The 25,374-nt window shown below is 45.2% G+C and carries 21 protein-coding genes; 8 read left to right on the forward strand and 13 right to left on the reverse strand.

Annotated features, from left to right (window positions below; genetic code table 11):
• Window positions 1-153 precede the first annotated feature (153 nt).
• Both IEW26_RS26110 and IEW26_RS26115 read right to left on the reverse strand, forming a co-directional pair.
• Entirely contained in the window at window positions 154-1,320 is a 1,167-nt protein-coding gene (locus IEW26_RS26110; protein ID WP_188594501.1) for a cobalamin-independent methionine synthase II family protein, read from the reverse strand.
• A 98-nt stretch (window positions 1,321-1,418) separates the two neighbouring features.
• Window positions 1,419-2,618, reverse strand: a complete 1,200-nt coding sequence (locus tag IEW26_RS26115) for a winged helix-turn-helix domain-containing protein (RefSeq protein WP_188594502.1) — start codon at window positions 2,616-2,618, stop codon at window positions 1,419-1,421.
• 218 nt (window positions 2,619-2,836) lie between these two features.
• On the opposite strand from IEW26_RS26115, the gene IEW26_RS30835 reads away from it, so the two are divergent.
• Entirely contained in the window at window positions 2,837-2,917 is an 81-nt protein-coding gene (locus IEW26_RS30835; RefSeq protein ID WP_373288578.1) for a putative holin-like toxin, read from the forward strand.
• A gap of 76 nt (window positions 2,918-2,993) precedes the next feature.
• Here the strand turns inward: IEW26_RS30835 and IEW26_RS26120 are convergent, their stop codons facing one another.
• The 5 genes from IEW26_RS26120 to IEW26_RS26140 form a co-directional block, all read right to left on the reverse strand.
• Entirely contained in the window at window positions 2,994-3,563 is a 570-nt protein-coding gene (locus tag IEW26_RS26120) for an SF0329 family protein (protein ID WP_188594503.1), read from the reverse strand.
• Between the two features lie 126 nt (window positions 3,564-3,689).
• Window positions 3,690-4,685, reverse strand: coding sequence for a tRNA dihydrouridine synthase (locus IEW26_RS26125; RefSeq protein WP_188594504.1), 996 nt, complete (start codon window positions 4,683-4,685; stop codon window positions 3,690-3,692).
• A gap of 289 nt (window positions 4,686-4,974) precedes the next feature.
• Window positions 4,975-10,125: an Ig-like domain-containing protein gene (locus IEW26_RS26130; protein WP_229730046.1), complete on the reverse strand. Its 5,151-nt coding sequence runs from the start codon at window positions 10,123-10,125 to the stop codon at window positions 4,975-4,977.
• A 258-nt stretch (window positions 10,126-10,383) separates the two neighbouring features.
• Window positions 10,384-13,431 (reverse strand): sensor histidine kinase, encoded by a 3,048-nt coding sequence (locus tag IEW26_RS26135; protein WP_188594506.1) that lies wholly within the window; start codon window positions 13,429-13,431, stop codon window positions 10,384-10,386.
• A complete protein-coding gene (locus IEW26_RS26140) occupies window positions 13,421-14,575 on the reverse strand; it encodes a response regulator (RefSeq protein ID WP_188594507.1) in 1,155 nt (384 codons plus the stop codon). The genes IEW26_RS26135 and IEW26_RS26140 overlap by 11 nt, the downstream gene beginning before the upstream one ends.
• 266 nt (window positions 14,576-14,841) lie before the next feature.
• Here IEW26_RS26140 and IEW26_RS26145 point away from each other — a divergent pair, with 266 nt between their 5' ends.
• Window positions 14,842-15,048, forward strand: coding sequence for a DUF2536 family protein (locus tag IEW26_RS26145; protein WP_145405498.1), 207 nt, complete (start codon window positions 14,842-14,844; stop codon window positions 15,046-15,048).
• Between the two features lie 233 nt (window positions 15,049-15,281).
• Here the strand turns inward: IEW26_RS26145 and IEW26_RS30590 are convergent, their stop codons facing one another.
• The 5 genes from IEW26_RS30590 to IEW26_RS26165 all read right to left on the reverse strand — a co-directional run bounded on the left by IEW26_RS30590 (window position 15,282) and on the right by IEW26_RS26165 (window position 18,858).
• Window positions 15,282-15,413, reverse strand: a complete 132-nt coding sequence (locus IEW26_RS30590) for a hypothetical protein (RefSeq protein ID WP_268237078.1) — start codon at window positions 15,411-15,413, stop codon at window positions 15,282-15,284.
• Window positions 15,414-15,418: 5 nt separating this feature from the next.
• Window positions 15,419-16,246 carry a prenyltransferase/squalene oxidase repeat-containing protein gene (locus IEW26_RS26150; protein WP_188594508.1) on the reverse strand — a complete coding sequence of 276 codons (828 nt, stop codon included), beginning with the start codon at window positions 16,244-16,246 and terminating at the stop codon, window positions 15,419-15,421.
• A gap of 222 nt (window positions 16,247-16,468) precedes the next feature.
• Window positions 16,469-16,903, reverse strand: a complete 435-nt coding sequence (locus IEW26_RS26155) for an SRPBCC domain-containing protein (RefSeq protein WP_188594509.1) — start codon at window positions 16,901-16,903, stop codon at window positions 16,469-16,471.
• 11 nt (window positions 16,904-16,914) lie between these two features.
• Window positions 16,915-18,129, reverse strand: a complete 1,215-nt coding sequence (locus IEW26_RS26160; protein WP_188594510.1) for an alpha/beta hydrolase family protein — start codon at window positions 18,127-18,129, stop codon at window positions 16,915-16,917.
• Between the two features lie 87 nt (window positions 18,130-18,216).
• Window positions 18,217-18,858 (reverse strand): TetR/AcrR family transcriptional regulator, encoded by a 642-nt coding sequence (locus IEW26_RS26165; protein ID WP_188594511.1) that lies wholly within the window; start codon window positions 18,856-18,858, stop codon window positions 18,217-18,219.
• A gap of 202 nt (window positions 18,859-19,060) precedes the next feature.
• On the opposite strand from IEW26_RS26165, the gene IEW26_RS26170 reads away from it, so the two are divergent.
• From IEW26_RS26170 to IEW26_RS26190, 5 genes are all read left to right on the forward strand, one after another.
• On the forward strand, window positions 19,061-19,477 hold the full coding sequence (locus IEW26_RS26170; protein WP_188594512.1) for a MerR family transcriptional regulator: 417 nt from the start codon (window positions 19,061-19,063) through the stop codon (window positions 19,475-19,477).
• Window positions 19,477-19,986 (forward strand): hypothetical protein, encoded by a 510-nt coding sequence (locus tag IEW26_RS26175; protein WP_188594513.1) that lies wholly within the window; start codon window positions 19,477-19,479, stop codon window positions 19,984-19,986. The genes IEW26_RS26170 and IEW26_RS26175 overlap by 1 nt, the downstream gene beginning before the upstream one ends.
• 14 nt (window positions 19,987-20,000) lie before the next feature.
• Entirely contained in the window at window positions 20,001-20,603 is a 603-nt protein-coding gene (gene clpP / locus IEW26_RS26180) for an ATP-dependent Clp endopeptidase proteolytic subunit ClpP (RefSeq protein WP_308423572.1), read from the forward strand.
• A 40-nt stretch (window positions 20,604-20,643) separates the two neighbouring features.
• Complete coding sequence (locus IEW26_RS26185) at window positions 20,644-21,525, forward strand: GNAT family N-acetyltransferase (protein ID WP_188594514.1); 882 nt, start codon at window positions 20,644-20,646, stop codon at window positions 21,523-21,525.
• 279 nt (window positions 21,526-21,804) lie between these two features.
• Complete coding sequence (locus IEW26_RS26190; RefSeq protein WP_188594515.1) at window positions 21,805-23,670, forward strand: leucine-rich repeat domain-containing protein; 1,866 nt, start codon at window positions 21,805-21,807, stop codon at window positions 23,668-23,670.
• A 20-nt stretch (window positions 23,671-23,690) separates the two neighbouring features.
• Here the strand turns inward: IEW26_RS26190 and IEW26_RS26195 are convergent, their stop codons facing one another.
• The gene (locus tag IEW26_RS26195) at window positions 23,691-24,452 is read right to left on the reverse strand and encodes a GNAT family N-acetyltransferase (RefSeq protein WP_188594516.1); all 762 of its coding nucleotides are present in this window, start codon (window positions 24,450-24,452) and stop codon (window positions 23,691-23,693) included.
• A gap of 281 nt (window positions 24,453-24,733) precedes the next feature.
• Between IEW26_RS26195 and IEW26_RS26200 the strand changes: the two genes are divergently transcribed.
• A complete protein-coding gene (locus tag IEW26_RS26200; protein ID WP_188594517.1) occupies window positions 24,734-25,231 on the forward strand; it encodes a GNAT family N-acetyltransferase in 498 nt (165 codons plus the stop codon).
• Window positions 25,232-25,374 lie beyond the last annotated feature (143 nt).

Raw genomic sequence — 25,374 nt, forward strand, 5'->3', positions numbered from 1 at the left:
CCATGGGCCCTATATGCATATGCTGCATGATGCACCGAAACGGCTCACCATAAATATGGCGGCTTCTCCCCGGATGTATTCCGAAGGATAAGCCGCCATTGTTGCTTTTATAGATGTATAGAAAGGTGGTGCAAGACACAGAATCTGTTCAGCTTAGATCGCATTTCCCCAGTATTGCTTTGCAATCTGCTGACCCTGATGAATTTTTGCCCACTGCTGCGCTTCACTCAGCTCATTCCCGCCGTCACAGGAGGCAAAGCCGCACTGGTGAGAGAGCAAAAGTCTGTCCTTGTCGATAATTTTGGATGCCTCATCCAGCAAACGGACAACGCGCTCCTCATCGTCAAGTGTACTTGTCTTGGAGGACAGCAGGCCGAGAACAATCTCCGTATCCGGTCGATCCTTGAACACTTCCAGCGCTTCGATGGAACCTGCACGATCATCATCCCACTCCAGGAAGAAGCGGTCATACTTCAGCTGTTTCAGGAACAGATTCGCAATCTTCGCATATGATCCACCGCCCATGTTGCGGGAATCATAATTGCCGCGGCAGTTATGTGTCCACATTTTCAGACCCAGGCTGTGACCGTAGTCAATAATCATGTTGTTAATGTCAATAAACTCTGTAGCGAGCCCTTGTACTTCCTCCTGATTAATATGCTCCCCGGTGAACGGCGAGTTCGGATTGTCGTCGGCAAACAGCTCCCACAGGCAGTCGTCCATCTGCAGAATCGTACCGCCCGCAGCTGCAAATTCCTGCACAAATTCCTTATACGCGCTGACCAGACCTGCTTTGAGCTCCTGTGTATTCTGGTACACCGCATCCTTGCCTCCGATGTTATCCGACCAGGATAATTCTCCGAAAATATGCGATGGTGAAGGAATGCAGAGCTTGGTCTGCTGGTCGCCGGCTTTCTCCTGCAGCTGTTTGAACAATTGAATAAAATGATGATTTTTCCCGCTCAACTGGCCCGTAATGCGCAGTCCGATATCCTTGCGAGTTTCATATTTTGAAGTGCCGTCCACATCTCTGAAAAAGTAACCATGATCCGCGATATAACGCTCCACCCCATCAAAACCCCAGACAAAGTCGAGATGCCACATCGATTTGGAGAATTCGCCATCCGTAATGACGGTCAGCTTGTTCTCAATCTCTTTCTGTACAACCTGATCAATGGCTTTGCTCTCACATTGCTGGTACCCTTCAAAGTTTGCATAGAATGGATACTGGATGTCATCCCGATGCTCAATCTGTGTTTTATATGTCAACAGCTCTTCTGGCCGCAATAAACTTCCTACAATCTGAAACTTGTCTGTCATAAAAATAACCCCCTCGTTTGTATATGTTCATCATATCATGCAGAGCGGGGTTAGAAGAGATACCAAAAAAGTATGACTGGTTATAGCTTTAGGCTATATCAATATGCTTCCATTACTACCGTTTCACAGCTGTTAAATAACGAGAATCGCTTGAAGCAATCGTTCACTCGTGCTTCAAGCTGCTTGGTTAATTGCACATCTTTCTCGTACCAGACATGTTTCACAACAAGCTTGCTGGCTTTACGCTCCACAACAATCTCGGCCCTACCGATAAAGCGATCCCCATACAATAAAGGCAGCACGTAATAACCAAATTTTCGTTTGAGTGCGGGCGTGTAGATCTCCCATTTATAATCATAGTCAAACAATGCATTTATGAGTTTTCTGTCCCACATTAGATTATCCAGCGGAGCAATCAGCTCGCAGCGCATAGGGAATTCCTGATTTTGCAGTATCGTGTCGATCCAGGTTATGTCTTCCGCCCTGCAATATAAGGTCTCCTTCATCTGCTCTACCTTGACCTCGATAATCCGTTCTTCCTGCAATAGTTCATGGAACACGTTGTTGCGCTGCTCCGATTTTAGTCCCCATATATGAAGCCAGGCATCCGATGCACGATTCCACAGCAGGCCTACAGCACCAATTCGGCGCAACACCCTCCACTTGTGATGCTGCAATTCGTTCAACAGCGGTTCAGGGGCATGCAGCAGATCAGACTGTATATGTTTCTCGGCCACATCATAATACTTGCGTGTTCCCTTTTTATGATGTATAACCAGCTCGCCTGTCGAGTACATCTGCTCCAGCACGGCTCGTGATATGTTGTTTCCACTACTCCAGTGGATGGCTGAGCTCCAGGTAAAATCTCCATTCAGCTGTAAAACATTCAAATCATTCGAGCTTACAGGACCTTGATGCTGTATATAATTCCTTACTTGTGTAGTTAGTGCCTCCATCTCGGGATACTTCATGGCATGCTGCCTGGCAGCTTGTCTGTATCGTTCGAAAAAAGGCCAGTCCTCCACGGGCATGATCGCCAGATTTTTGTCAGGATAATCAACCAGCAATCGATCCTGATACAACAACTCGTCGAGCATGCTTTTGCTAAACCCACTGATTCGTGACTGGAGCACCAGTTCGGCGTTTTTCCCACAGACATCGATCGGATCATATTGAATGCAGCCAACTTGCCGCACAAAGTCCATAATGCCTGCCTTTCCGATAAACCGATGTTCCCCCAACAACCCATGCTTCAACAGCAAAAACTGCCTTGCCTGCCGTTTGGTTAATCGTACCATGAACATGTTCACTCCTTAACAAGTTCAACCCCATTAATCTACGGATATGTATTAAACACAAAAAACAAAACGTATGTTCTTATTATATTGTAACATGAATCTTGCCTTAATTGCCATTATCGTGCACCTAAGGAAATATGTATTATGGTATACTTGCATAGCAATGGAAAGGCTGATATGGGCTGTCGGCTAATCTCCCGGAAGGGAGGTGATGCCTTGTGACAGTATTTGAAGCGATGATGCTGATGCTAACCTTTGATTTGCTAGTTGCAGCGCTGCTGTCCGATAAACACAAGTAGACCGCCCACCCACGCAAAGGTTGCGGTCTACTTGGTCGTGTATCCTCTTGTTAGCATAACATGAGCAATTCAAATTTCACACCGTTCTGCGGCGTAGTTCATAAAAATACTGCACAGCAGAATGCTTCATTTTAATCGACTCCGACATGTTCAGAATACGCTTTTTGCCCACTCGCCTGTCAATCAGCGCCAAAATATTGAGCAGAATATCATTACTCTCCAGATTGTCCTCAATTGAAGTCCCTAGAAACGTAGTTGCTGTTGTAGTAAAGTTAGATTTGCTTAACGCCGTTTGAGCTGCTAAAAGCTCTTTGGCATGAGATGTGCTTTTTCGGCCTCGCACCATAATCTCAAGCCGCTCCTCAGGCACAGCCCCTTTGGTTTCCTTGCGAATTGCTTCAATCTCTTCAGGACTAACAGCAATGACAATGTTCGGATCGTTTTTGATCTCCTGATCGGTCTGGTACCAACGGATAGGTGTTGTCGTATCCGCCATATTAAGGATGTTCTTCTGATCTACAGTCAGGTAACAGCTCCCTGATTTATCCGGTGAAAAGCGATAGCTGGTCGCCCGGTACGCTACCGTTCCAGCCAGTGCGGGACTAAGAAAACTGTCTAATTGTTGTTTTAATTTACTCCAGGACATCTAATTCACCTGCTTTTTCTATTTTTCGTTCGAACGATCAAGGCCCCTCTTAAAAGAAAAACATAGCCGCGCAGGCTATGTCTCTCTAACCTAAATCATCATTCTTCTGAATTTCCGGTAACTAAGTCAGTCTAATTGCTTACATGCCTCATCTGAATTATGGTTTTTGTCAAACTCATCCAGCAATTCACGTACTCTGGCGGTTGTTTTGGCGTTCATCAAGTTACCTCTCAGCTCACTCGCACCGCGGAAGCCACGAACGTAAATTTTGAAAAAACGTGCCAACGGACTAAACGAACGCGGTTCGAGTTCCGAGTATTGATCATGCAGGTCCAGATGAAGCCGCAGCAGATGAAGAAACTCCTCTGTGGTGTGCTCGCGCGGCTCCTTCTCAAACGCAAACGGATTCTGGAAAATGCCCCGCCCAATCATAATACCGTCCACGCCGTATTGTTCCGCCAGTTTCAGACCAGTCTCACGGTCAAGGATATCCCCGTTAATGGTTAGCAGTGTATTCGGTGCGATCTCGTCCCGCAGCTTTTTGATCTCGGGAATCAGCTCCCAGTGCGCGTCCACCTTGCTCATTTCCTCTCTTGTCCGCAGGTGAATGGACAGATTCACGATGTCCTGCTGCAAAATATGAGTTAACCAGTCGCGCCATTCATCGACCTCGGTGAAACCAAGCCTCGTTTTGACGCTAACGGGCAGCCCTCCGGCTTTTGCCGCCTGAATAATCTCCGCCGCAAGCGCTGGTCGGCAGATCAGACCGCTCCCTTTGCCATTCTCTGCTACATTCGCCACAGGGCAGCCCATATTAATGTCAATGCCCTTGAAGCCTTCCTTTGCCATACCGATGCTCATCTCGCGGAAAAACTCCGGCTTGTCTCCCCAGATATGAGCCACAATCGGCTGTTCATCTGCGGTAAAGGTCAACCGCCCGCGCACACTTTTGTTCCCCTCGGGATGACAATAACTTTCCGTATTCGCAAACTCGGTAAAAAACACATCCGGTCTGCCCGCCTCACTGACCACATGACGGAATACAACATCCGTCACGTCCTCCATCGGCGCGAGTATAAAAAATGGTCGTGGCAATTCACGCCAAAAATTGTCTTTCGTCATATCCAAAACCTCTCTATGCATACTAGGAAAATCTCTTATCCCGAAATGGTTCATCATCTGTAGAACGATTATATCACACCCTGAGAGAAGCATACTTCTCTTGTAACACAAAATTCGAGTTGCATTTTTTCCATTTTATAAAACTTAAACCAATGTATATGTCCTCGGTTCTATAATCATTAGAACCGCAAAAGAGCAGAACAAGGGATCATTATTCCTCGTTCCGCTCTTCAAGTTTTCATGCGGTACAGCTTTTATATTACGCATCCAAAATTTGAATCATCTCCACTTAGATTAGATTCGACTTCTGTAACAATCTTTGCATAATTATTGCAATCTCCGCACGTGTAATCTTACCCTCAGGTACAAGTAAAGACTGGCCGCGCCCCTGCACAAGACCGAACTTCACGCTATCTACAGCACTGCTACGTGCCCAGGAGGATAAGGTATTCTCGTCCTGGAACGACTGGAGTACTGCATCAACGGTTTCTGAGCCCGGGCTGTCTTTCAACCCAGTAATCGTCATCGCTTTCGCCAAAATGACCATTGCCTGTTCTCTTGTAATCGTTTCGTCAGGATGAAAGGAGCCATCCTTAAAGCCATTGATCAAACCATAAGCATGTGCTGTACGAATAGCACCATTGTACCAATCGGTGGTTTGAACATCCGAAAATGGCGTTTCTCCATCCTCCGGTCGCAGTCCCAGACCACGAACAACGATTGCTGCGAACTCTGCACGGGTTACAGCTCGATCAGGATTGAAGTTGCCGTTGCCGACACCTTCAACAATCATGCGAGAGCCCATGTCGTTCACAGCATCTTTGCCCCAATGATTCGTTACATCACCAAATTGCAGCGGATGCCATACTACCGCATATGTGCTGTTGGTCAGGCTGTTAATTTGAGCCTCGTATCTTCCATTGTTTTGACGCACTTTGGTCGGAACATGGCGAACTGATCCGTCTGGCTCCACGACAACGCCCGTTGTAATTTTATTCGGATCTACGTCATCCGGAATAGCTATCGTTCTCTCGACATAGGTATCAAAATTTTTGACTTCAACTGACTTTCCTCCATAAACAGCACTAACCTTAAAGTTAAGCGGCTGAGCCACCAGTGTTAAATCATTCTGAGCTGCTACGCGCCCTACCATGTCCGATTGGACAGGGGTCGGAGCTGCGATCTCAATCTGTACCTTGATTCCCTGCAAATCAGTAGACCCTCCAACTTGTCTGGCCATCTCCCCGATGCGGATCTGTCCTGCAGGAACCGTATACGAAGCTTGATCCGTTTGAAATTCCAGTACAGCTTGATAGTCTTCCATCGTTCTAATCATTTCTCCAGTAAGCTCACCAACGAATACGTCAAATGTCTGACGAATTGGAATGGTAACCACAGCGTGTTGTCCTTCAGCGGCCAATCTATCATTCAGCTTCTGCTGATCCACCACAATCGTCAATGCGGATTGTTGATTGCGTCGGGATGTTATCGCTTGTCCGGCATTCTCCACCTTCCCATTAACCAGAATATCGACACTTGTCGTTGCTGTTGTTAGCGTTGATGCGGCAGGCGTCACTGGTGTGGTCGATGGAGCCTGTGTGACAGGCGGATTGGTTGGCGGAGTAGAGGCTGCTGCAGGCACAACTGCATTGGAGATAGCCGAGTCTGTGCTTTTGCCTGCACCGTTAATGGCTTTCACCGTAAATGTGTAGCTTGTTCCGTTACTCAATCCTGTTACTGTAATTGGGCTAGCGCTGCCTTTAACGATTGTATTGCCAGGCGATACGGTCACCTCATATCCTGTAATTGGACTTCCGCCATCACGTGCTGGTGCCGTAAATCTAACGGTGGCTTGTCCATTACCCGGGGTCGCATTCACATCTGTTGGCACCCCTGGCAAACTGGAAGGTGTAGCGCTGACCTTATTGGAGGCTTCGCTAAGTCCTCCCTTGTTCTCCGCTTTTACAACAAAGTAATAAGTCTTGCCGTTAACCAAATCAGGAATGGTGTACGGTGAAGATGCATCATCTGAGATTTCAACCTTACGGTCAGGTTCATCATCTGTGATCATATAAATCCGGTACTTTACGTCAGGTTTCGTTTCCCATTTTAAAGTCACTCGACCATCTCCAGCTTCAGCTGTTAGATCACGAGGATTGGCTGGCGCATTAGGCAAATTCACCGCCTGTGTTACTTTGAAAGTAATCGGCAGCATGTGATCTGCCTCTAAGTTAACCGTAGCTGTATAGGTTCCCGCTGGTAGCCCGTCTTTAGCACGTAAGGTGAAGTGGGTCTGTTCTCCAGCGGCCAATTCAGTATCCGGCTGTGTAATCACAAAGGCATCCGAATCATCCCCGCCAAGAGATGCAGATAAATGAACCAGATTCCCGGTACCTGTATGCTGAACGAGAACGGTGTTCGTCTCCTGAGTACCAGATTCGTACCCGAGCAAAAGTGATTCCAATGTACGATCTTCAATCGGAGCAACGGTGTACGTTGGAGCTGTTGTTACCGTAAGAACCATGCTCCCTTTTTTGCTGATATCTACTGTAGAGGTAGCAAAAATGGTATATTCCCCTGGTTCAGCATCAGCTTCCACCGTAACATAACCTGTATCGCTCACCTTCACTTTATTCGTTGTATCATTACTGCTCCACGTCACCGTCACATCGGCTCCGCCTACGGTGTCTACCGTTGCCGTCAGTTGTCTGCTCTCTCCCTGCATCAGGCTATCCGTAGCCGGGTTAACGATGACGCTATTCACAGCCGGTGCATACGTTACCTTAATGATTGCCGTTGCAACCTTGGTCAAATCGTACATTGAAGTCGCTGTAATCACATAGTCCCCTGGCACAGCGTCGGAAGCGACGCTAACATTCCCTGTACTGCTCACCGTTACTTTGTTGCTGGAATCGTTACTTGCCCACATCACAGAAGGATCAGCTCCGCCCACCGCCGTTACCGCGGCGGTAAGCTGTTCGCTACTTCCCTGCGTGACGTTAGCACTTTCCGGATTGACAGTAATGTGGTGAATGGCCGGCGCATACATCACAGTGAGAGTTGCCCTTCCCGCTTTGCTGCCGTCCGCAATGGATGTAGCTGTAATGGTGTAGTCTCCTGGCACAGCATCCGCTGCAATCGTTACCAAGCCTGTATTACTTACCATAACTTTACCGGTTTGGTCGCTACTGTTCCACGTTACATCCGTTGAAGCTCCACCAACTGCTTCAACAACTGCCTCTAACTGTAAGCTATCTCCTTGCACAATGCTTGCTGGATCAGGAGTAACGATAACACCGTTTACAGCTGGTGCATACGTCACCGTAATCGTTGCTGTCCCCACTATACTGCTGTCTGCCGTCGAAGTTGCCGTAATGGTATAGTTCCCAGTTGCAGCATCTGCTGCAACTGTTACGAAGCCAGAATCGCTAACCATAACTTTGTTATCGAGGTCACTACTAGCCCACGTTACTGTTGTGGTCGCCCCACCTACAGCGTTTACCGTTGCGACCAGCTGTCTGCTCTCTCCTTGCATTAAACTGTCGGTATTCGGGCTAACAGTAACGCTATTAACGGCTGGTGCATATGTCACCGTAATAACAGCTGATTCCCTCTTTCCCGTATCATATGAAGAGGATGCTGTAATAATATAGTCACCCGGTCTAGCATCTGGCGCTACACTAACCTTCCCCGTAGCATCTACCGTGACTTTATTATTAAGATCATGACTATACCATCTTACCGTGTCTGGTGCTCCTCCTACTGCGACCACCGTAGCTGTTAACTGAGTGCTTTCTCCCTGCATCAGGCTGGCAGTGCTCGGACTAATGGTTATACTTTGAACCGCTGGTGCATATGTCACCGTAACGGTTGCGGTTGCTGTTTTGGTGCTATCATAAGTGGAAGTAGCCGTAATAATGTAATCGCCTGGTGTCGCATCACGTGCAACATTAACTAAACCTGCAGCATTCACTGTCACCTTGTTCGAGGTGTCGCTGCTGCTCCAAGTGACAGTTGTTGGCGCGTCTCCTACAGCGTTGACAACAGCTGATAATTGCCTGCTCCCCCCTTGCATGGTACTCGTCCTAACGGGGTTCATAGTAACGCTGGCAACGCCTGGTGGAGGTGGCGGTGAGAATTGGGCTGCTCTTATATTTACGACTGTTCTATCATTCTCGTCCCACACCGCATACAGCGCTCCATTCATTGCTATGATGGCAGGATTTCTAGCGACTTTAGTTCCAAATGCATTCAAACCACCATTTCTTCCATTCTCGGCTAGAATCCATCCATTGCCGTTATATTTTTTCACACGTATCTTGAAGACGGGAACTCCACTATACATTTCTCCTGAATTTTCGGACCAAATGGCATATAACTCGTCTTTCACCCCTGCTAACTGAACCTCGAAAGCACGCATGCCTATATTTACATTAATTCCATATTCACCATCTCCATCAATACTGGTCCAAGTCGTTCCGTCAAATTTTTTAACACGAATTTGATCATCTGTACTATATTGACCACCTCTGGCTTCCACCCATGCTACGTACAAATGATCGCCGATAACACTCAAAGCTGGAGTTATTGCGTTGTTCCAGCTTATTTTATTCAAGCCAGCTCCACCGTCAGCCACAGTCCAACTGGTACCATCATACTTTTTGGCCCGTACTATATTAAATCCATTGGTCACTCTTTCAGACCACACTGCATATAAATCATTGCCATACACCATCATGGTTGGCCAAGCTGCCCCAGTGCCCGGGGAAATGTTCAATCCATCCGTCGAACCTCCATCCAGGCTTGTCCACGTGGTACCATTGTATTTCTTTGCGCGAATTTTAGAAGCCTCTGTCCACATGGCGTACAACTCGCCCTTGTATGCAGTCAATTTCGGACTAATTGCTGCTATGGTTGGATTCTCATTGATTCCAGCAGGATTTCCGCCTTCAGCACTCGTCCAGCTTGTACCATCATATTTTTTAACCCTAACTTGTTCGATAAAAGAAGCATTCTTCTCTGTCCAGGTGAGATATAATTTATTGTCATACACCGCTAATGACGGAGAAACGACATCTTTGCTGACATCAAAATTCAAACCATATGTCGGGTGACCTCCGTCAACACTTACCCAGTTCGAGCCATTGTATTTTTTGACTCTGATCTGACCGATGGTAGGTGTGCTTTGAATGGTTTCCCGCCATGCCACATAAATTTCGCCATTCCATTCCACTATCGCAGGCTTTTCGCCCCTCATGGCCGAATTCACATTAATTCCAGTTGGTCCATACCCGTCAATGATCGACCAGCCAGTTGCTGCCGATGTGACGCCGCCCCCGATGACCAAGGATGGTATAAAGAGAATGATAGCCATTAACAGGTGTGCCATTTTTCGAAAAAGTCTATTGTTTCTCTTAACAATCGTTCTTATAGGGTCCATTATGCATCTATCCCTCCGTCTTCTCGTTACTATGTATGCATCTACACACTTCTGCTCAGCATAACGGAAGACACCTTAAAAAAACCTTAAAAAACAACTTAATTCGACATATTCCAACTTTCCCATTCGGACATCGTTTCAGATTATTACGTGCAGGCTTTTTAATTTAACCATTTCATTTTCGTCCACTATAAACGACATCAACAAAAAAGGCTCCATCACAAATGCGATGGAACCTTTAGTTTAAGCTCTTTTCTCCTAAGTTTGCATATCCGGAATACAAAAAGCAACACTCGTTCCACGACCCGGCTCGCTCATAAGCTCCAATGAAGTTCCGTACTCAAATCTTAAACGTTTATTAATATTCCGCAAGCCTACACCCTGCTCACCATTCGATTCATTCTGATCCAACAGCAGATTGAGCAGCTCGGAGGACATTCCAACCCCATCGTCGATAACAGTAAATAACCAAAAACCGTCGGCTTTTGATGCGGTCAATTGGACGGTTCCCCCTTCAATTCGAGCTCCGATGCCGTGACGAATTGCGTTTTCTACTAAAGGCTGAAGGAGTAGTGGCGGCATCCGTAAACGATAAGCTGCTTCGGGAATATCAGACTGGAAACTGATTCGATCACCGAATCTTGCTTGCTCAATCTTCACGTACGTTTGAATAAGTTGGAACTCCTCATCAAATTCGATACGTTCATCTGTATTGCTGGATCGGAAGCTCCCACGCAAGTAATCTGCCAGCGCAACAATCATGTTCCTTGCCCGCTCTACATCTGTATAGCTGGAAGAGACAATACTATTGAGTACATTATATAAGAAATGTGGCTTGATCTGAGATTGAAGGAACGCCACCTCCATATGTACTGCCCTGCCCAGTGATTCCTTCATAGCAAGCAGGCTTCCAATTCGAGCCTTCAGTTCTTCCAGATCAAATGGTTTAGGCAAGTAATCGTTGGCTCCCACTTGGAAGGCCGCTACCTTATCCTGCGGTTGCAGCGCTGCTGTCACCATAAGCACAGGCAAGTCTAGCAATGAATACCGCTTGCGAATTTCCAGACATACTTCATATCCAGACATACCAGGCATCATCAGATCGAGAATGACCAGATCAATTCTACCTGGCTGACCGATCTGTTCTAGCGCCTCGTATCCATCTTTCACCGCGATAACTCGATAATCAAGCGATTGCAGCGCGTCCAGCAAAACCTTCAAATTCACATACTGATCATCAACGATTAGTACCGTACGGTTACCTTCGGCATTCATAATAAAAGGTGTGGAAAATGAATATTCCTTATTAGGCAGCATGTAAGGTTCGGTTGGAGAGGATGGGTTCAGAGTGCTCTTTCTAGTTGAGCCTGCCTTTGACAGTGTAAACGTAAAGGTAGTGCCCACTCCAAGCGTAGATACTACTGCAAGCTGCCCTCCTTGCAGATCGATTAGTTGCTTTGCAATCGGCAACCCAAGTCCGAAACCACGCTTTTGTTTTCCCTCAATGGATTTGAACGGCTCAAAAATATGTGGCAGATCCTTAGGATCAATGCCTGCCCCTGTATCCCTGACTTCAAATTGAAGCAAACCTCCTCGCTCTTCCCCAGTGACCACAATGGTACCATGCTCTGTGTGCTTGATCGCATTATCAAGCAAGTTGCTAATGACCTGGCTTAACCGAATTTCATCCGCATATGCAAAGGGAAAGTCCACTGGTACCTGGTTGATAAGTTGAATATCCTTCTCCGAACACAAATAGGCGTAAAAACGAATCTGAACCTCCACAATCGAACGTACATCCACTGATGCAAGCATAATTCTGAATTCTCCCTGTTTCAATTTGGACAGGTCCAGAATGTCATACACAAGCTGGGAAAGCTTCTTTGTAATTTCAATTACTAACTGCAGCTTTTCCCTTTGCCCGGCTGTGGCCGGGTTTGCAACATCATCAAGCATGGATCGTGATATGTTCATCACACCGTGCAGAGGTGTCTTGAATTCATGTGAGGTTCGCGCAAGAAAATCATCCTTGTGTTTATCTGCCTCCAGCAGTTGCTCGGAAAGCTCCTCAATTCGCTGAAAAGCATTGGAAAAACGGAGCGACATCAACAGAGCAAGCATGAGAAGCACAAGAAACGGTTCAACGGGGGGCAAGGAATAGATTGGTACTCCGAAATATACGTTCAAGTTCTGGTTCAGAATCAAAGCGTTTAACGCCATTGCAGCCACGGCAAGATACCAAGTGCCAGCTACCTTATGTAGAACAGCATGAACAAACACATAAGTTGCATACAGCAGAGCCAAAGTGACATATAAGGATGTCACAAGACGTATAGGTCCTGTTGTAATCTGCGTAGCGAAGGCCAAATGCAGGAGAATTAGACATATGCCTGTCATTAAACCTCCTTTGGTAAGCCATTTGTGGCTATACGGGCGGAAAGCCGTATACACATACATAAAAAAGCCTATGCCTACACCTACTGTCACCACCATTTGAATTCGGAAATAGATCCAGAATGGGAATGCCCCGATTACATCAAACAACACCCTCTCACCGCTAACACTTGTAAATGCCGCGATAAACAAACAGACGAATCCGAATACGACAAGAGAAAGATCGTTCCTCCGCTGTGAAAATAAACCGATAAAATAAAGCCCCATGATCAGAAAGGAGGTCAACACCACCCAGTCATGTGCAGTCGCGAGATCGCGTATTCTGGAAATCTGATCGGCCTTACCCAGTTGGAAGGATTCACCAATTCCGCTAGCAACCTTAAATTCATGATTTGCGACCTCGACAAGCACATCGTTCCAACCATGTTTTAGCGTGAAGTAACTGACATATGGCTTATTAAGTGCAAGGTAATCTTCTTTCAGGCCAGGGTCCCCGCTGGAGCCTACGACTTGACCATTGACGACAAGCCTGTTAGAGAGCAGAACCGCGGCCGTTTTGATTCCATATACGACATTGTCAGCATCAATCAGAATCCTTAACCGATATGTTGCCACACCTAATGTATCCATCTGCTTAGCCCAGTTACCAGGTACCGGAATCAATGAAGGTGCTTGGTAACTGTTCCCTGAGGCGAGTGGGCGGCTGAAAAGCAGCTGATGGGGGTAAAATTCCCATTGCCCGTCCAACCGAACGACACCGTTCTCCTCAAAAGCCCAATTTCTCAAGTCTATCTTTCCATTGGTTGCAATAGGCATCTTTTGTTTATTTATTGTGAAATAAGTCAGTAGTAACCCGTAGGTAGCAAGCAACATCGCTATTGTAATAAGTAGCGCAATGATTTTACGACTCATTGAGCTGTGCACTCTGTCTTTCCTTCGTTTGTCGAACCAGCAACATCGTTTCCTCCTCTAATTCTGTTCCAAGCTGAACGCGCACCGCCTGTTCCAGTTGCAGACATACACGGTACGCCTCGCTCCGATTACCGAGTTCCAGATGGAGTCTGATCAATGCACGGCCGTCGATCTCGGAATCGGGAAATATGGTGAGCAATCGCTGCAAACTATCCACCGCAAGTGAGAACTTCTCCTGACTAAGGTAATACATACTCCATTTGCGCAGAACACGGACATATAAGGAGTTGAGCTCCAACTGTCTTGCTATCGCCCAGTCGAAATTGCATCCATGCATGTAGTCTCCAGTGTACATCTTGTTCATCTGATTATAATACTTCTCGTCCATCTTCTCTTCGTTCAATATTTGGTTCAATAACGTCTCGAATAGTGATATATCCGTTCTGATATTGTTCAGTTCAGCGGAGAAGCCCGAATTTCCTTTGTGAATGTGGATAGGGATGTCATGATGTGTCAGGCTTCTCCGCAGATAAGAAAGGCAAGTATACAAATATGATTTGGCTTTGTCGAGATCATGCTGTGGCCACAACGCCTCAATGATGAAGCTGGCATTCACACGCTTGCCTTCATGATGAATGAGAAATGCACACAATTCTCGTTCCTTTTTAGTTTTCCAAACCACTTCGGAACTAGGCTTGAGGGGTGAAAAGATATGAAACCCACCAAGAGCTTGAACAGATGGAACAGCAACCGCACTATGCTGCTCCAGGTTTGTCTGCTTGTATAGGTTTTTCATTATCCTTGCCACTGCATTCTCTAATCTGCCTACCGTAAAAGGTTTCAGCAAATAATCCGTAGAATCAATCTCGAATGCTTCTAGCGCATACTCCGCATAGGCGGTTGTGAAAATAATGGGTAACTCTGGAGAGATGCTTCTGATACGGCGCGCCACTTCTGTTCCCTTCATGCCGGGCATCTGAATATCTAAGAACACACCATCGACCATCGTTTCGTTTAGAGCTTCAATCGCCTGGATCGGGTTAAGATACTTTCCGGTAATTTCGACATTTCCTACTTGATTCAGCAGTATTTCAAGCAAATTCAATGCATCTGCTTCATCGTCAATTAATATGACACGTATCATTGGCTTTGACTCCTTTTCGGCTCAAGCTAAAAACTGGCTGCTTTGAGTCAAGGTTTACGTTTGATGATTTATATATTTATCGGGCGGGTGTCATCGTCTTTTTAGATTCTTTTCATTTTGTAAGAGAAGCACTCTTCAAACAACTTCCTTTCGCTGTTCATATTTTGTTTCCATGACTCTTGTAGAACTGATGAAGCTACTCTACAATAAAGCTCGGCAGGCTCTTGACCTGCAAATTTATAATTTGGAGGAGGTCTGCATCCCACATGGAAATTTCACTGGATATCATGAAGGACAAGGTTGAATGCCTTCAAGCTTATGACTTTCAGGAATTGGAACGAGCGATCGATGAACGAATCAATGTGAACAAAGCCCTTCTTTTACGCGTGAAGCTGGTTCAGCATCAAGTTACATTTGATCCTGTTCGCAATAAAATGTTGTATAGTGCAGTGGTGCATTTTGCAGCAGAGTGAATGGCTTATTTTTAGTAAAGCTTCATGATATTCGTTGAAAAAAAGCAGGTTATCCAGAAGATAGCCTGCTTGTGCTGTATTGCTACATAATTCATATCGAGCTAACCGTATATCGGATGCCACGGCGAACTCCTCTGATCGAAGTTCACATTCTACTTCATGCTCTGATATTCACAAGAATCCAGATCAACGATACATGATGCGGTTAACATTCAGAGCAGAAGCTTTCGTTGTTACTCGTCAAGAAAAACAGATAAAAATTCCGTGTCGCGCCGCACATCTTTGGATAACAGCAGTTGATGTTCCATGGAGGGACCTGCTTCATTCTTGCGAATGAATTCCTTGAGCGTGACATCAGCGTTCATATGATTCACAACCTTCCATAATTCCGAAGCACCAATAACGTAAAAATCGTATGATACGGCTGCCAATGCTTCAAGCCATGCTCATCCCCCCAGCCTCCGTCTTCACGCTGCGAGGATTCAAGGTCATCCAGAAACTTGTCCAGTAATGCCTTAGGCATCGCTTTAGCAACCCGGGTATCCGGTGAACTGGCAAATTGGAAAATGGTGAAGTAGTTTTTCTCCGTTGTGTTTTGAACACATTTCAATATATTGTCGATCGTCGCTTCTATAAAAGGCCTATTCTCAGGTGTATCCTCCAGATTGAGATAGTAGTCATGGGCGTGATACGCCATAAACAGCCAATCATTGGCCTGAATGTGTTCCAGGCTCAGATTCGACTTCACCCACCGTGATGTGGATGCGGCCAAGGAAGAAGAGCAAATGCCCTGTTTCATCAAATTGCCCGTGATGGAATCCGGTGCGGATTGTCCGCCATTGCTCCACCACGAAGCATGGGGGTACTTATGTAAGGAAGCAGGATTTTTCAAAGAGCCGTCTTCATTTCGGTTGCGTTCAACCCAATCTACCGTACCGATTAATACCTCGGTCAGCGACAGCTTCATATCACGTCCCATCGTCAGCAGAAACTCCAGCGCAAGCGGATGAGAGTCCGGGCATTTGATATCATGCTCCAGACCATGTCCCCACCCGCCGTCGGCATTTTTATAACAAAGCAAACATTGATAAAGTCGTTCAATCGAGCCACCGTCAAAAAGATAATGAAACAGCGCCTGCTCCCAAAGCACACCGTTAGCGTACACAAAGTCCCTGGCTTTATCTATGGATATTTGCATCGTGCTACCTCCAATACGTGGATGTACACGTACAATTCGATGAATGAACACCCGAGTCCTGCAATGCTAGAACTACAGAATGTTCATAGACCTATGAATATCACCACGAACTTTCCTCGTGTACCATAAACACAAATAAACCGCCCTAGGCAAAGGCAGCGGTTCGTTTGAGCATGTCTTCTTTTCAAGGTATGATCCGATTACGTGTGTAGATAATTTCGACTACATGGATTCACACACCTGTTTTAATTTCTTGTTCATCGCTTCAAAGCCAGCCTTTGTACCTTTGTCTAAGGACTTTTGTAACAGTGGCACCAAAATGCCACGAAAATTTTCCCTCTGGATCAAGGTTGTTGTGCCATTCTGATGATCTACTAACTCAAAAATATGTTCTCCATCAAACAAACCTGGAAACATCGTATGCCCCAACCAGCGGAACTCTTTATTTTGCTGAAACTTCAGAACTTTAGGTTTGAAAATCATGCCCTTCGAGCCTGGCGGCACCATCTTTACCTCAATCTTGGCCCCTTCTTCTACCTTGCCTTTCAAAAACACCATAAACGGGTTCCAGTCTGGATATGCCTCGAAATGAGTTAATACTTCCCACACCTTATGAGCAGGCATATTAATCAAGATCTCAGTTCTAATCTGTTTCATGCTTAGCCCTCCTAGACTTTCATTAAGTTGTGCTCAAATACTTCATCCAGCCAATCGAACATCACCTGGTGGAACAAAGCGTGATTGCCTTCCTGACAATGCTCCTCTGCACCTTCCTCAATCGTAAAGATCCTAACCGTCTTAGGCGCCTCGATTTCCTCAAGCAGGGCATGCAGCTGATCTGTCGAAACGAAATGATCGGTCTCCCCCATAGTCAGTAATATCGGGCATTTGATTTGTCCAGCGATTCCTTTTAAGGAGGCCTTCTTCATCTCTTCAAATAACTCATAACGGTGCTTCAAGCCAAATACCCACTTCCCGTTATTCAGCATCCATCTCAGATTCGAGTTATTCTGCTCAGCGAATGCAAGCATCTGCTCTCTTTCCTCTTCTGGAAGCTGCAGCACCTGCGCCAATCGCGGATTTTGATTCATTGTGGAATCAAACGTATCGTAGAACACATTAAATGCAATACAGGCCTTGATTCGCTCTTCAAATGCTGCTGCTCGCGGAGCAAAATAACCTCCCAAGCTCATACCAAGCAGAGCGATTCTTTCATGATCAATCTCCTGTCTGGTCTCAAGATAATCAAGGGCTGCCTTCACTGGAACCTCGGCATCATGCCGCATAACCAGATGTTGTTTACGAAGAGCTTCTCCCTGTCCTGGCATTTCAAAAACAAGACAATGGTATCCGCGCTTAATTGCCGCTGCTGCACCACAAAAATACAATTCTTGCAGGGTGGAATCATATCCCCCGATAAACACAAGCACAGGTCGTTTCGTTAACGCATTCTTCGGATCATCAACTGCACCATAAAAATATCCTTTAAGGTAAGTATCGCCATAAGGAATGCTCACCATCTCATAGTGACTATCTAATAAATCCATGCCTTTTTCGAAAGCTTGCACACTTTGTTCAAAATTATTCATCCGTCTCTCATCGGTTCCATCCAGAAAGAACTCCCCGGTACGGTAATAATTATGTGCCCGCAGGAAGGCTTCCCTTGCACTTACCCTATGCTGCTTTTGCAGGCAATCCAGCGCGGTTTGGTAGGTTCGATCCGCCGTTTTGGCCCATTCGATAAACCAGCTTTCAAAATTCCCTTCTTCAATCCTGGACGCTGTTGCAAGACATTCTCCGATCTCTGCGCCCTGATATCCTGCGTACGTTACAGCTCTCAACAATTCAAATGAAAAAGCCTGATCCTCAAAATAAAGTTTCATGATGTTTCCCTCCTGAACGTTAACGTTAAAATTTCATTGAACAATCAGTGAACTAAATGTTTAAAAAAATACCTGGAAAACATATGTCTACATTTTCCAAGTTAACCGTGTGTGCTCAACGATTTGTTGCAGATAATCCTGCCGGTCGCATTGATACAGATTGTTTTCTTCAAAAAATAAATCCTGCAATATATAAGCGTATATCGCACTCCAGAACTGATTCACCATCATAAAGATGTCAAACGAACGAATTTCTCTGCGCTCGACATAAACCTGAATCAGCTTCATCGTCTGCTCGATGATCAACCTCACATGCTTATTAAAGCTCTTCGTATATTCCTCCGAGATCACACTTTTCTCTTTCAGAAGAATCAACATTACCCGCTTGTCATTACCTATATAATTCAGGAAAATGCTCCCCAGTGAAAGTAATAACTCCTGAATCGGCAGTGTTTCCTGCAGAGAGGCGATATCCGATTCCACCAGCTTGTATCTGTCATCCAGAAAATCCTGAAGTATCGTATCTAAAATCTGTTTTTTCCCATCCGGGAAATAATGATAAATCAAACCATCCGCCATTCCGATATGCTTTGTAATCTCTCTAGTCGTCGTTGCATGATACCCTCGCAAAGCAAATAGCTCTTTGGCCGAATCCAATAACTGCTTCCTGCGTTCAATTGCTTGTAGGTCACGACTCGTCAAATTAGCTGTACTTTTTTTTGCTGTCATTTCATTCACCGCCTGTTCAGTGAATATTATATATGTACCTTTTTTAAAATGCAATAGAGGTTGGTTATCGGGATTGTTAAGGCGATATATTTTTTTGACAAACGAATAATGTTACAGTAGACTGTAAACAATACAGTAAAGTGTAACACAAACATTTAACTGTAATGAGTAGATCAAAACTTTAGGTCAAAGGAGGTGCACCATGAACAGTTATACCGCTAAACAAATCGCTGAAATGCTGCAGCAGGATGACCCGCGTATGAATCTGCGAACCGTGAGGTATTACACTCAGATCGGTATGGTACCTCCCCTTGAATTAGCAGGTAACAAAAGAGTTTACACCGATAACCATCTCCATTATTTTCGGGCAATTATCACACTGGCGAGAACCGGGGAAACCCTGGCCTCCATCCAGGAAACATTGAAGAAACTCTCTATAGCAGACATTGAAAAAATAAGTCAGCAGCTAACCTTATATGAACCCAGCCGAATAGTTGAAAATGAAACACTTAAAATCACAGATGATGTCATCATCACGATCAGCCCTCGAATATCCGCAGAGGTCAAACAACGAGTTATTGATTCTGTATCACAAGCTCTAAGGGGGGAGGATCTGTAGTGTTTGATATCCAATTAGCAAAGTCCAAGATGGAGAACGAAGAAGGAATGAATCATCTATGGATTAGGCTCGTTCAGGGGGAACAATCGCAGGCATCAGAAGTTCAAATACAACTGCCAGAAGGGATATACCGCTCCCAAAATTTGAATGGCCTCACTGAGAATGAACGAGGACACATTGTAGTGGATGCGCCAGATCAAGATGTGCTCCTTGAAATCTATACGCAGACAGCTGTTCCATGCGGTGAAATGACCATCGTAGTAATCCTACACACCGCCGAGACAATGATACGAAAAGATATTACGATTCAAGTGGTTGAGGAAGACGAAATGCACACGGCCGAAATGAATGAGCACGTTATGGAACGAATCAAGACGTTGCGTCCCCACTCTTCAACCAGCAATCAGGACGATGATGAAAGCACTATCATATACATTCAACCAAAGAAATTGGAAAAGAGTACATCAGAATACTCTCATCTGGAAAAGAACTACCGAGTTGACTACTGAACTTGACTACTGAAATGGAAAGGATGAACGCTATGACTCTGATTCCTTACGTTATCGAGCATACCTCCCGAGGGGAACGATCCTACGATATTTATTCCAGACTGCTGCAGGACCGTATCTTGTTTGTGTCTGGTGAGATTACCGATGCCGTAGCCAATAGTGTAATTGCACAGCTGCTCTATCTCGACGCCATGGATTCGGAAAAAGACATCAACATGTATATCAACTCACCAGGTGGCTCCATAACAGCAGGTATGGGCATCTATGATGCGATGCAGCTGGTTAAAGCCGATGTATCTACACTATGTGTGGGTATGGCTGCATCTATGGGAGCGTTTTTATTAGCTAATGGGGCAAAAGGCAAACGACTTGCACTCCCAAACAGTGAAATTATGATTCATCAGCCGCTAGGTGGAGCACAAGGTCAAGCCACAGATATTGAAATTAGTGCCAAGCGCATTCTTCGATTGCGAGATAAGTTAAACAACATATTGTCCGAGCAGACCAGTCAGCCACTGGAAAAGGTTGCACAGGATACGGACAGGGACCACTTTATGAATGCGGATGAGGCTCAGGGTTACGGTTTAATTGACAAGGTCATTCATACGGCACAATAAACAAACTTCATAAAAACTTTAAGGTTAAGGAGCTAATGCCATGCAGGAACTGCAATTTGTAAAAGGTTATAGAGATCATGACACACTTCGAACAAGTTTCTTCGAACTGGCTGCGAGTACGTTTGGTATACATTTCGAAGATTGGTATCAACAGGGATGCTGGGGCGAGGGATATGTCCCCTTTTCCTATGTGGATGGAGATCAGGTCGTTGCCAATGTTTCAGTAAATCTCCTTGAACTCATCATTCATGGGGAGAAGTATAAAGCGATACAGGTCGGCACGGTGATGACACATCCCGATTACCGGAAAAAAGGGCTTTCAGCCCGTTTAATGAACAGGGTTTTGGAGGAATATGAGAATAAGTATGATTATATGTACCTTTTTGCCAATGAATCGGTGCTTGATTTCTACCCCAAGTTTGGATTTAAACCTGTGGAAGAGCATCTTTTTTCAATGGATTATACGGTAAAAGAACGATCGGAGCCTGCGAACATTCGCAAACTCGATGTTACTAACGCGGAGGATGTACGTCTTATCTCTACATTTGCATCCCAAAGACAACCTGTTTCGCAGCATTTTGCCACCGCTCAGACCAAAGGCATACTCATGTTCTATTGCCTGAATGTTTTTAGCCATGATATTTATTATTTGGAAAAGGAAAACGTCATTGTTGTTTATCAGAAAGAAGGCAATACGATCAACCTTTTTGACGTCATTAGCTTGAACGAAATCCATATGACCGATATTTTACATCAGATTGCAGGTGAAGATACGCAGGAAATAACATTTCATTTTACGCCGGATGCAGCAGAGAATATGATGCTCAAAAGCACACTAACCAATGAAGGTTTGTTTGTAAAACCTCATGGTGAAAATCTCTATCCGTTGCATGTGAAACATCCGATTACATCGATTGCTTGATAAAAAGCCTCAAAAGGAGCAGGTTTCCCCTGCTCCTTTTTGCTATGTGAAACTTCTTGTTCTTATCAAACGTAATTCTTCAGAACATTAAACGGTCGAGTGGACCCGTCATGCTAAATCACTGATCTTTAACGAAGGCCGATGTACTCCTACTAACATAAAAATTCAAATTGTTTTTTTGAACAGAGAGAAGCTCTCACAGGAGTATACAAGGTATAATGAAGCCAGATGACCGTTTCGCATAAATATATGACCATCATAACGAAGGAGAGGACATTCGTGGCGTTTATTCCGTTAAACTGTCCCAATTGCAACGGACGAATTGAATACAAAGAGGGTGAAATTCTAAAGTGCCCTTATTGTGAAACAGAGCTTCTATTGAAGCAAAATCATGTCTATTACGTAGACCAGACCGTTAATCACTATCACGGAACGCCTCCTAAAGCACCGCCGAAGCAGGCTGGCTCCGTAAAGCTGTTACTTATACTGATGCTGGTGCTGGTCGGCGCCATCGGTACTTATGTGTATTCGAGCGTTAGCTCCACTCATCCACAGACAGAAGCCAAACTGCCAGCGCGCAAGATGCCTGAAAGCGAGGTACTGCTCTCCTTTTTGCGGGATATCTTCGATAAAGGAACTGCCCTGCCGACCGAGGAGGAACTGGCTCGTATTCGTTATTTGACTGTAGACTATTCGCATGATGACCAGTGGGAGTTTACATACAGCTTCTCCGATCCCTTCAGCGATGAACAGGCTGAGAAGATCACTTATGTGACTCAGGACAAAAAACTGAATACCCAGGAGATTGATCAGCGAGATTTTGAAGCTTTTACGGGACTGACTGCGCTCGATCTGACCGGAACCTATGAAATTTCCCAGACCGATCAAACTACTTTTGCACATATACCAGGTTTAAAAAGCTACGGAGGCGCATTTAACGAATCCTTCAGCTCATTTTCCGATTACTTTGGTGACAAGTCTAAAATTACGCACCTTTCTACCCAGTTGCGAAGCAATCAGGAATTGGCCTTACTGCTGGAATTCCCCAATCTGAACTCTTTGTCCATTACCTATGCGGATGAGTCCATAACGGATTTTCACTTGTTAAACCAGCTGCCGCTCAAATCGCTGTCACTTACCTTTGTCAATGAATTGGGATGGTTATCGTCCATGACCGGATTATCATCCTTGTCCATCCATTACAGCGAGGCTACGGACCTGCAGCCGTTATATGCATTAACCCAGCTTCAAGAGCTTAGGTTGTCTTTTTTATCCAATGTAAAGTCTATCGATTTTGTGCAAAACATGCCTGCTCTGCAAACGTTAGATCTCGAAAATGTCAACTTTTCAAATCTGGATCGCCTTGCTGGCAAGAGCTCCATTACCAAGCTACGCCTGGCTTCATTAAACAAGCTTGGCTCGGTAAAGGCCATAAATACCCTGCCCTCTCTGCGTGAGTTAGTATTGTCAGGCTATTACGAAAACGCAGAAGCACTATCTTTACCTAAGGTAACACGTGTAGAAATTCCAAGCACTTTTCTCGCCGGGCTGAAAGCACCTGCTGCAACAAGTCTGACGCTCCGTGGTGGAAGCGGTGATTTGAATCTGGCGGCGCTGGGTAAATTCCCGAAGCTGGAGCAGCTCACCCTCTGGGAGACGAGTGAAATCACGGGGCTTGGTGCACTGGACAGCTTGACCAGCCTGCAGACCCTGAACATCTATGACTCCTCACTGTTTCAGGAGAGCGATGCCTTATTTCGTCTAAAGCAGGTTAAATCTCTAACGTGCTCCGAGTGCAGACTGAACTTTGAACAGCAATCAGCCGCGGAGAACAACGTTCTTGAGCAATTGACCCTGGAGCAGTCCTATTTTAGTAAAAATAACAATTCGATCACCGAGGTGGATCAGATCATGCCTTACTTTGTGAAGCTGTCCGCTCTGCGTTCCTTCACTCTGCAAGACAGTAATCTGACTTCTCTCGATTTCATGAGCGGCTGGAAAAACATCGAAGAGCTGCATCTTGAGAACAATGCCATATCCAATGTCGAGCCCCTAAGCCAGCTCACTCAACTGCACAAGGTGCATCTGACTGGAAATTCAGTACAAAACAAGTCTGTGCTTGGTGCGGGTGTGCAGGTATATTAAGAAGTTGCCAACGATTAAAATTATATCTTCAGCATCATTTCATATTGACTGACAAAGTGCTGTAATCCAAGGCTTACGAGAAATTCCATCATTATATGCTCTGACGAATCGATGTTCAACAGACGAATGTTGTCAGCCTGTGTACGGTTTGCGAGTTCTGCGAGAAGGCTGGCTCCAATCCCTAATCGACGGAATTTCGGATGTACTGCTAGCTGCGGAATATCACCACTTTGTCGCTCAATGATGCCATATCCAGCAAATTCCCCATTATATCTTACGATGACATGTATGAATGCTTCAGGGATAGCGGTAACAGATGCAATCGAATTTTGCCACGAAGGCTCAATATCCCAAAAGCGCTTGCCTTCTTGCCAGTCAATCTGGCTTGTTTGCTCCGTATGGTGATGTGGGGTTAAAGTCATCAGATGCTCTTTCTTGATTTGAAAACAGGCCAATTCCCGTTGAATTTGAAATCCTTGTTTTTCGTATAAACGAATAGCCGACAGGTTATCTTTAATTACCTCCAGCCGATACTGCTCGACATGCTGCTTCTTCAGAATACGGCTTGCCTGCATAAAAAGCTCGCTAGATACCCCTTGACGGCGGTATTTCGGTGCAATGCCTGTCGCAATATCATAGGCCGTGGGAACGCCCTTTAGCACGCGCAGCCCCGTTAATGAAAAGCCAATCAGCTGCTCACCATCAAACGCCCCAACTGAGAGTGTTGGTACAAAGCCACGGCGCAGCATCATGCGTTCAAAGTCAGGGAATGAAATGTCCATCTTCACCTGATAATCGGAGAATGCTTCGATAAATGCAAGATGAAGTGAATGAAGGTCCGTTTGTTCAAGAGTACAATAATTCATAGGATGTATTAAATTCATTGCTTCTCACACAGCGCCACAACAAGTATATGCCGCCTTCGTCCTTTCCTATTTTTTACTGTAATTCTATACGTGTAAAAGAAGTTAAACAATGTCGTTTTTCATAAATAACCAAACTAGATTCTCCGGAAAACACCCTATCCCTACTTGCTCTATATTGTAAAAGGAGGATACCACATTTGGAGACGAATAGATGTAACATAATCAAGCTGCAAAATAATGATTATCACGATGTGAAATTGATTTATATAAATGAGAAAGTTAGAACATATCTCGGTGGAATCATACCTGACGAGCACACATTAAACAAGTTTTCAGATACATTAGAACGCTCCCGGACGGGTTCTTATTATTGGGTAGTGCGATTGAAAAGCAATAATGATTGCATCGGCCTGGTTTCCTTGGATAGACACGTGGATGGTCAGCATTTTGAGATTTCCTACGAGTTTCTGCCTGATTGGTGGGGACAAGGATATGCCAAGGAAGTAATTAGTCGCATGCTTGATTACATATTTGATGAGTTACATCTAACCAAAATCATAGCCGAGACCCAAACGGCCAATCATTCATCTTGCAGACTATTAGAAAACGTAGGAATGAAACTGGAACAAACCGTTACGAGATACGGTGCTAAACAGGCTATATATGGTATGGAGAAACAAAGCTGGGATACCTGAGTATCTATATCTTCTTTGCAGGTAGGAACGCTTAGTTTACTCTAGAGTAAAAGGCTGGGCAAAACCCAGCCCCTCCTCATCAAACCGTACGTGAGGTTTTCCCTCATACGGCTTTCCGATGTTCGTCATTCATGAGCATGCAA

It is taken from the genome of Paenibacillus silvae, assembly GCF_014639235.1.
In the GTDB taxonomy this organism is placed as follows: domain Bacteria; phylum Bacillota; class Bacilli; order Paenibacillales; family Paenibacillaceae; genus Paenibacillus; species Paenibacillus silvae.

Coding starts and splice junctions, on each gene's coding strand:
- IEW26_RS26120 (WP_188594503.1), bottom strand. CDS start 3,563: ATGTCCTGGAGTAAATTAAAACAACAATTAGACAGTTTTCTTAGTCCC.
- IEW26_RS26195 (WP_188594516.1), bottom strand. CDS start 24,452: ATGGACATTTCATTCCCTGACTTTGAACGCATGATGCTGCGCCGTGGC.
- IEW26_RS26110 (WP_188594501.1), bottom strand. CDS start 1,320: ATGACAGACAAGTTTCAGATTGTAGGAAGTTTATTGCGGCCAGAAGAG.
- IEW26_RS26150 (WP_188594508.1), bottom strand. CDS start 16,246: ATGCAAATATCCATAGATAAAGCCAGGGACTTTGTGTACGCTAACGGT.
- IEW26_RS26140 (WP_188594507.1), bottom strand. CDS start 14,575: ATGATACGTGTCATATTAATTGACGATGAAGCAGATGCATTGAATTTG.
- IEW26_RS26115 (WP_188594502.1), bottom strand. CDS start 2,618: ATGGTACGATTAACCAAACGGCAGGCAAGGCAGTTTTTGCTGTTGAAG.
- IEW26_RS30590 (WP_268237078.1), bottom strand. CDS start 15,413: ATGAACGCTGATGTCACGCTCAAGGAATTCATTCGCAAGAATGAAGCA.
- IEW26_RS26125 (WP_188594504.1), bottom strand. CDS start 4,685: ATGACGAAAGACAATTTTTGGCGTGAATTGCCACGACCATTTTTTATA.
- IEW26_RS26135 (WP_188594506.1), bottom strand. CDS start 13,431: ATGAGTCGTAAAATCATTGCGCTACTTATTACAATAGCGATGTTGCTT.
- IEW26_RS26185 (WP_188594514.1), top strand. CDS start 20,644: ATGCAGGAACTGCAATTTGTAAAAGGTTATAGAGATCATGACACACTT.
- IEW26_RS26145 (WP_145405498.1), top strand. CDS start 14,842: ATGGAAATTTCACTGGATATCATGAAGGACAAGGTTGAATGCCTTCAA.
- IEW26_RS26130 (WP_229730046.1), bottom strand. CDS start 10,125: ATGGACCCTATAAGAACGATTGTTAAGAGAAACAATAGACTTTTTCGA.
- IEW26_RS26165 (WP_188594511.1), bottom strand. CDS start 18,858: ATGACAGCAAAAAAAAGTACAGCTAATTTGACGAGTCGTGACCTACAA.
- IEW26_RS26155 (WP_188594509.1), bottom strand. CDS start 16,903: ATGAAACAGATTAGAACTGAGATCTTGATTAATATGCCTGCTCATAAG.
- IEW26_RS26170 (WP_188594512.1), top strand. CDS start 19,061: ATGAACAGTTATACCGCTAAACAAATCGCTGAAATGCTGCAGCAGGAT.
- clpP (WP_308423572.1), top strand. CDS start 20,001: ATGGAAAGGATGAACGCTATGACTCTGATTCCTTACGTTATCGAGCAT.
- IEW26_RS26160 (WP_188594510.1), bottom strand. CDS start 18,129: ATGAAACTTTATTTTGAGGATCAGGCTTTTTCATTTGAATTGTTGAGA.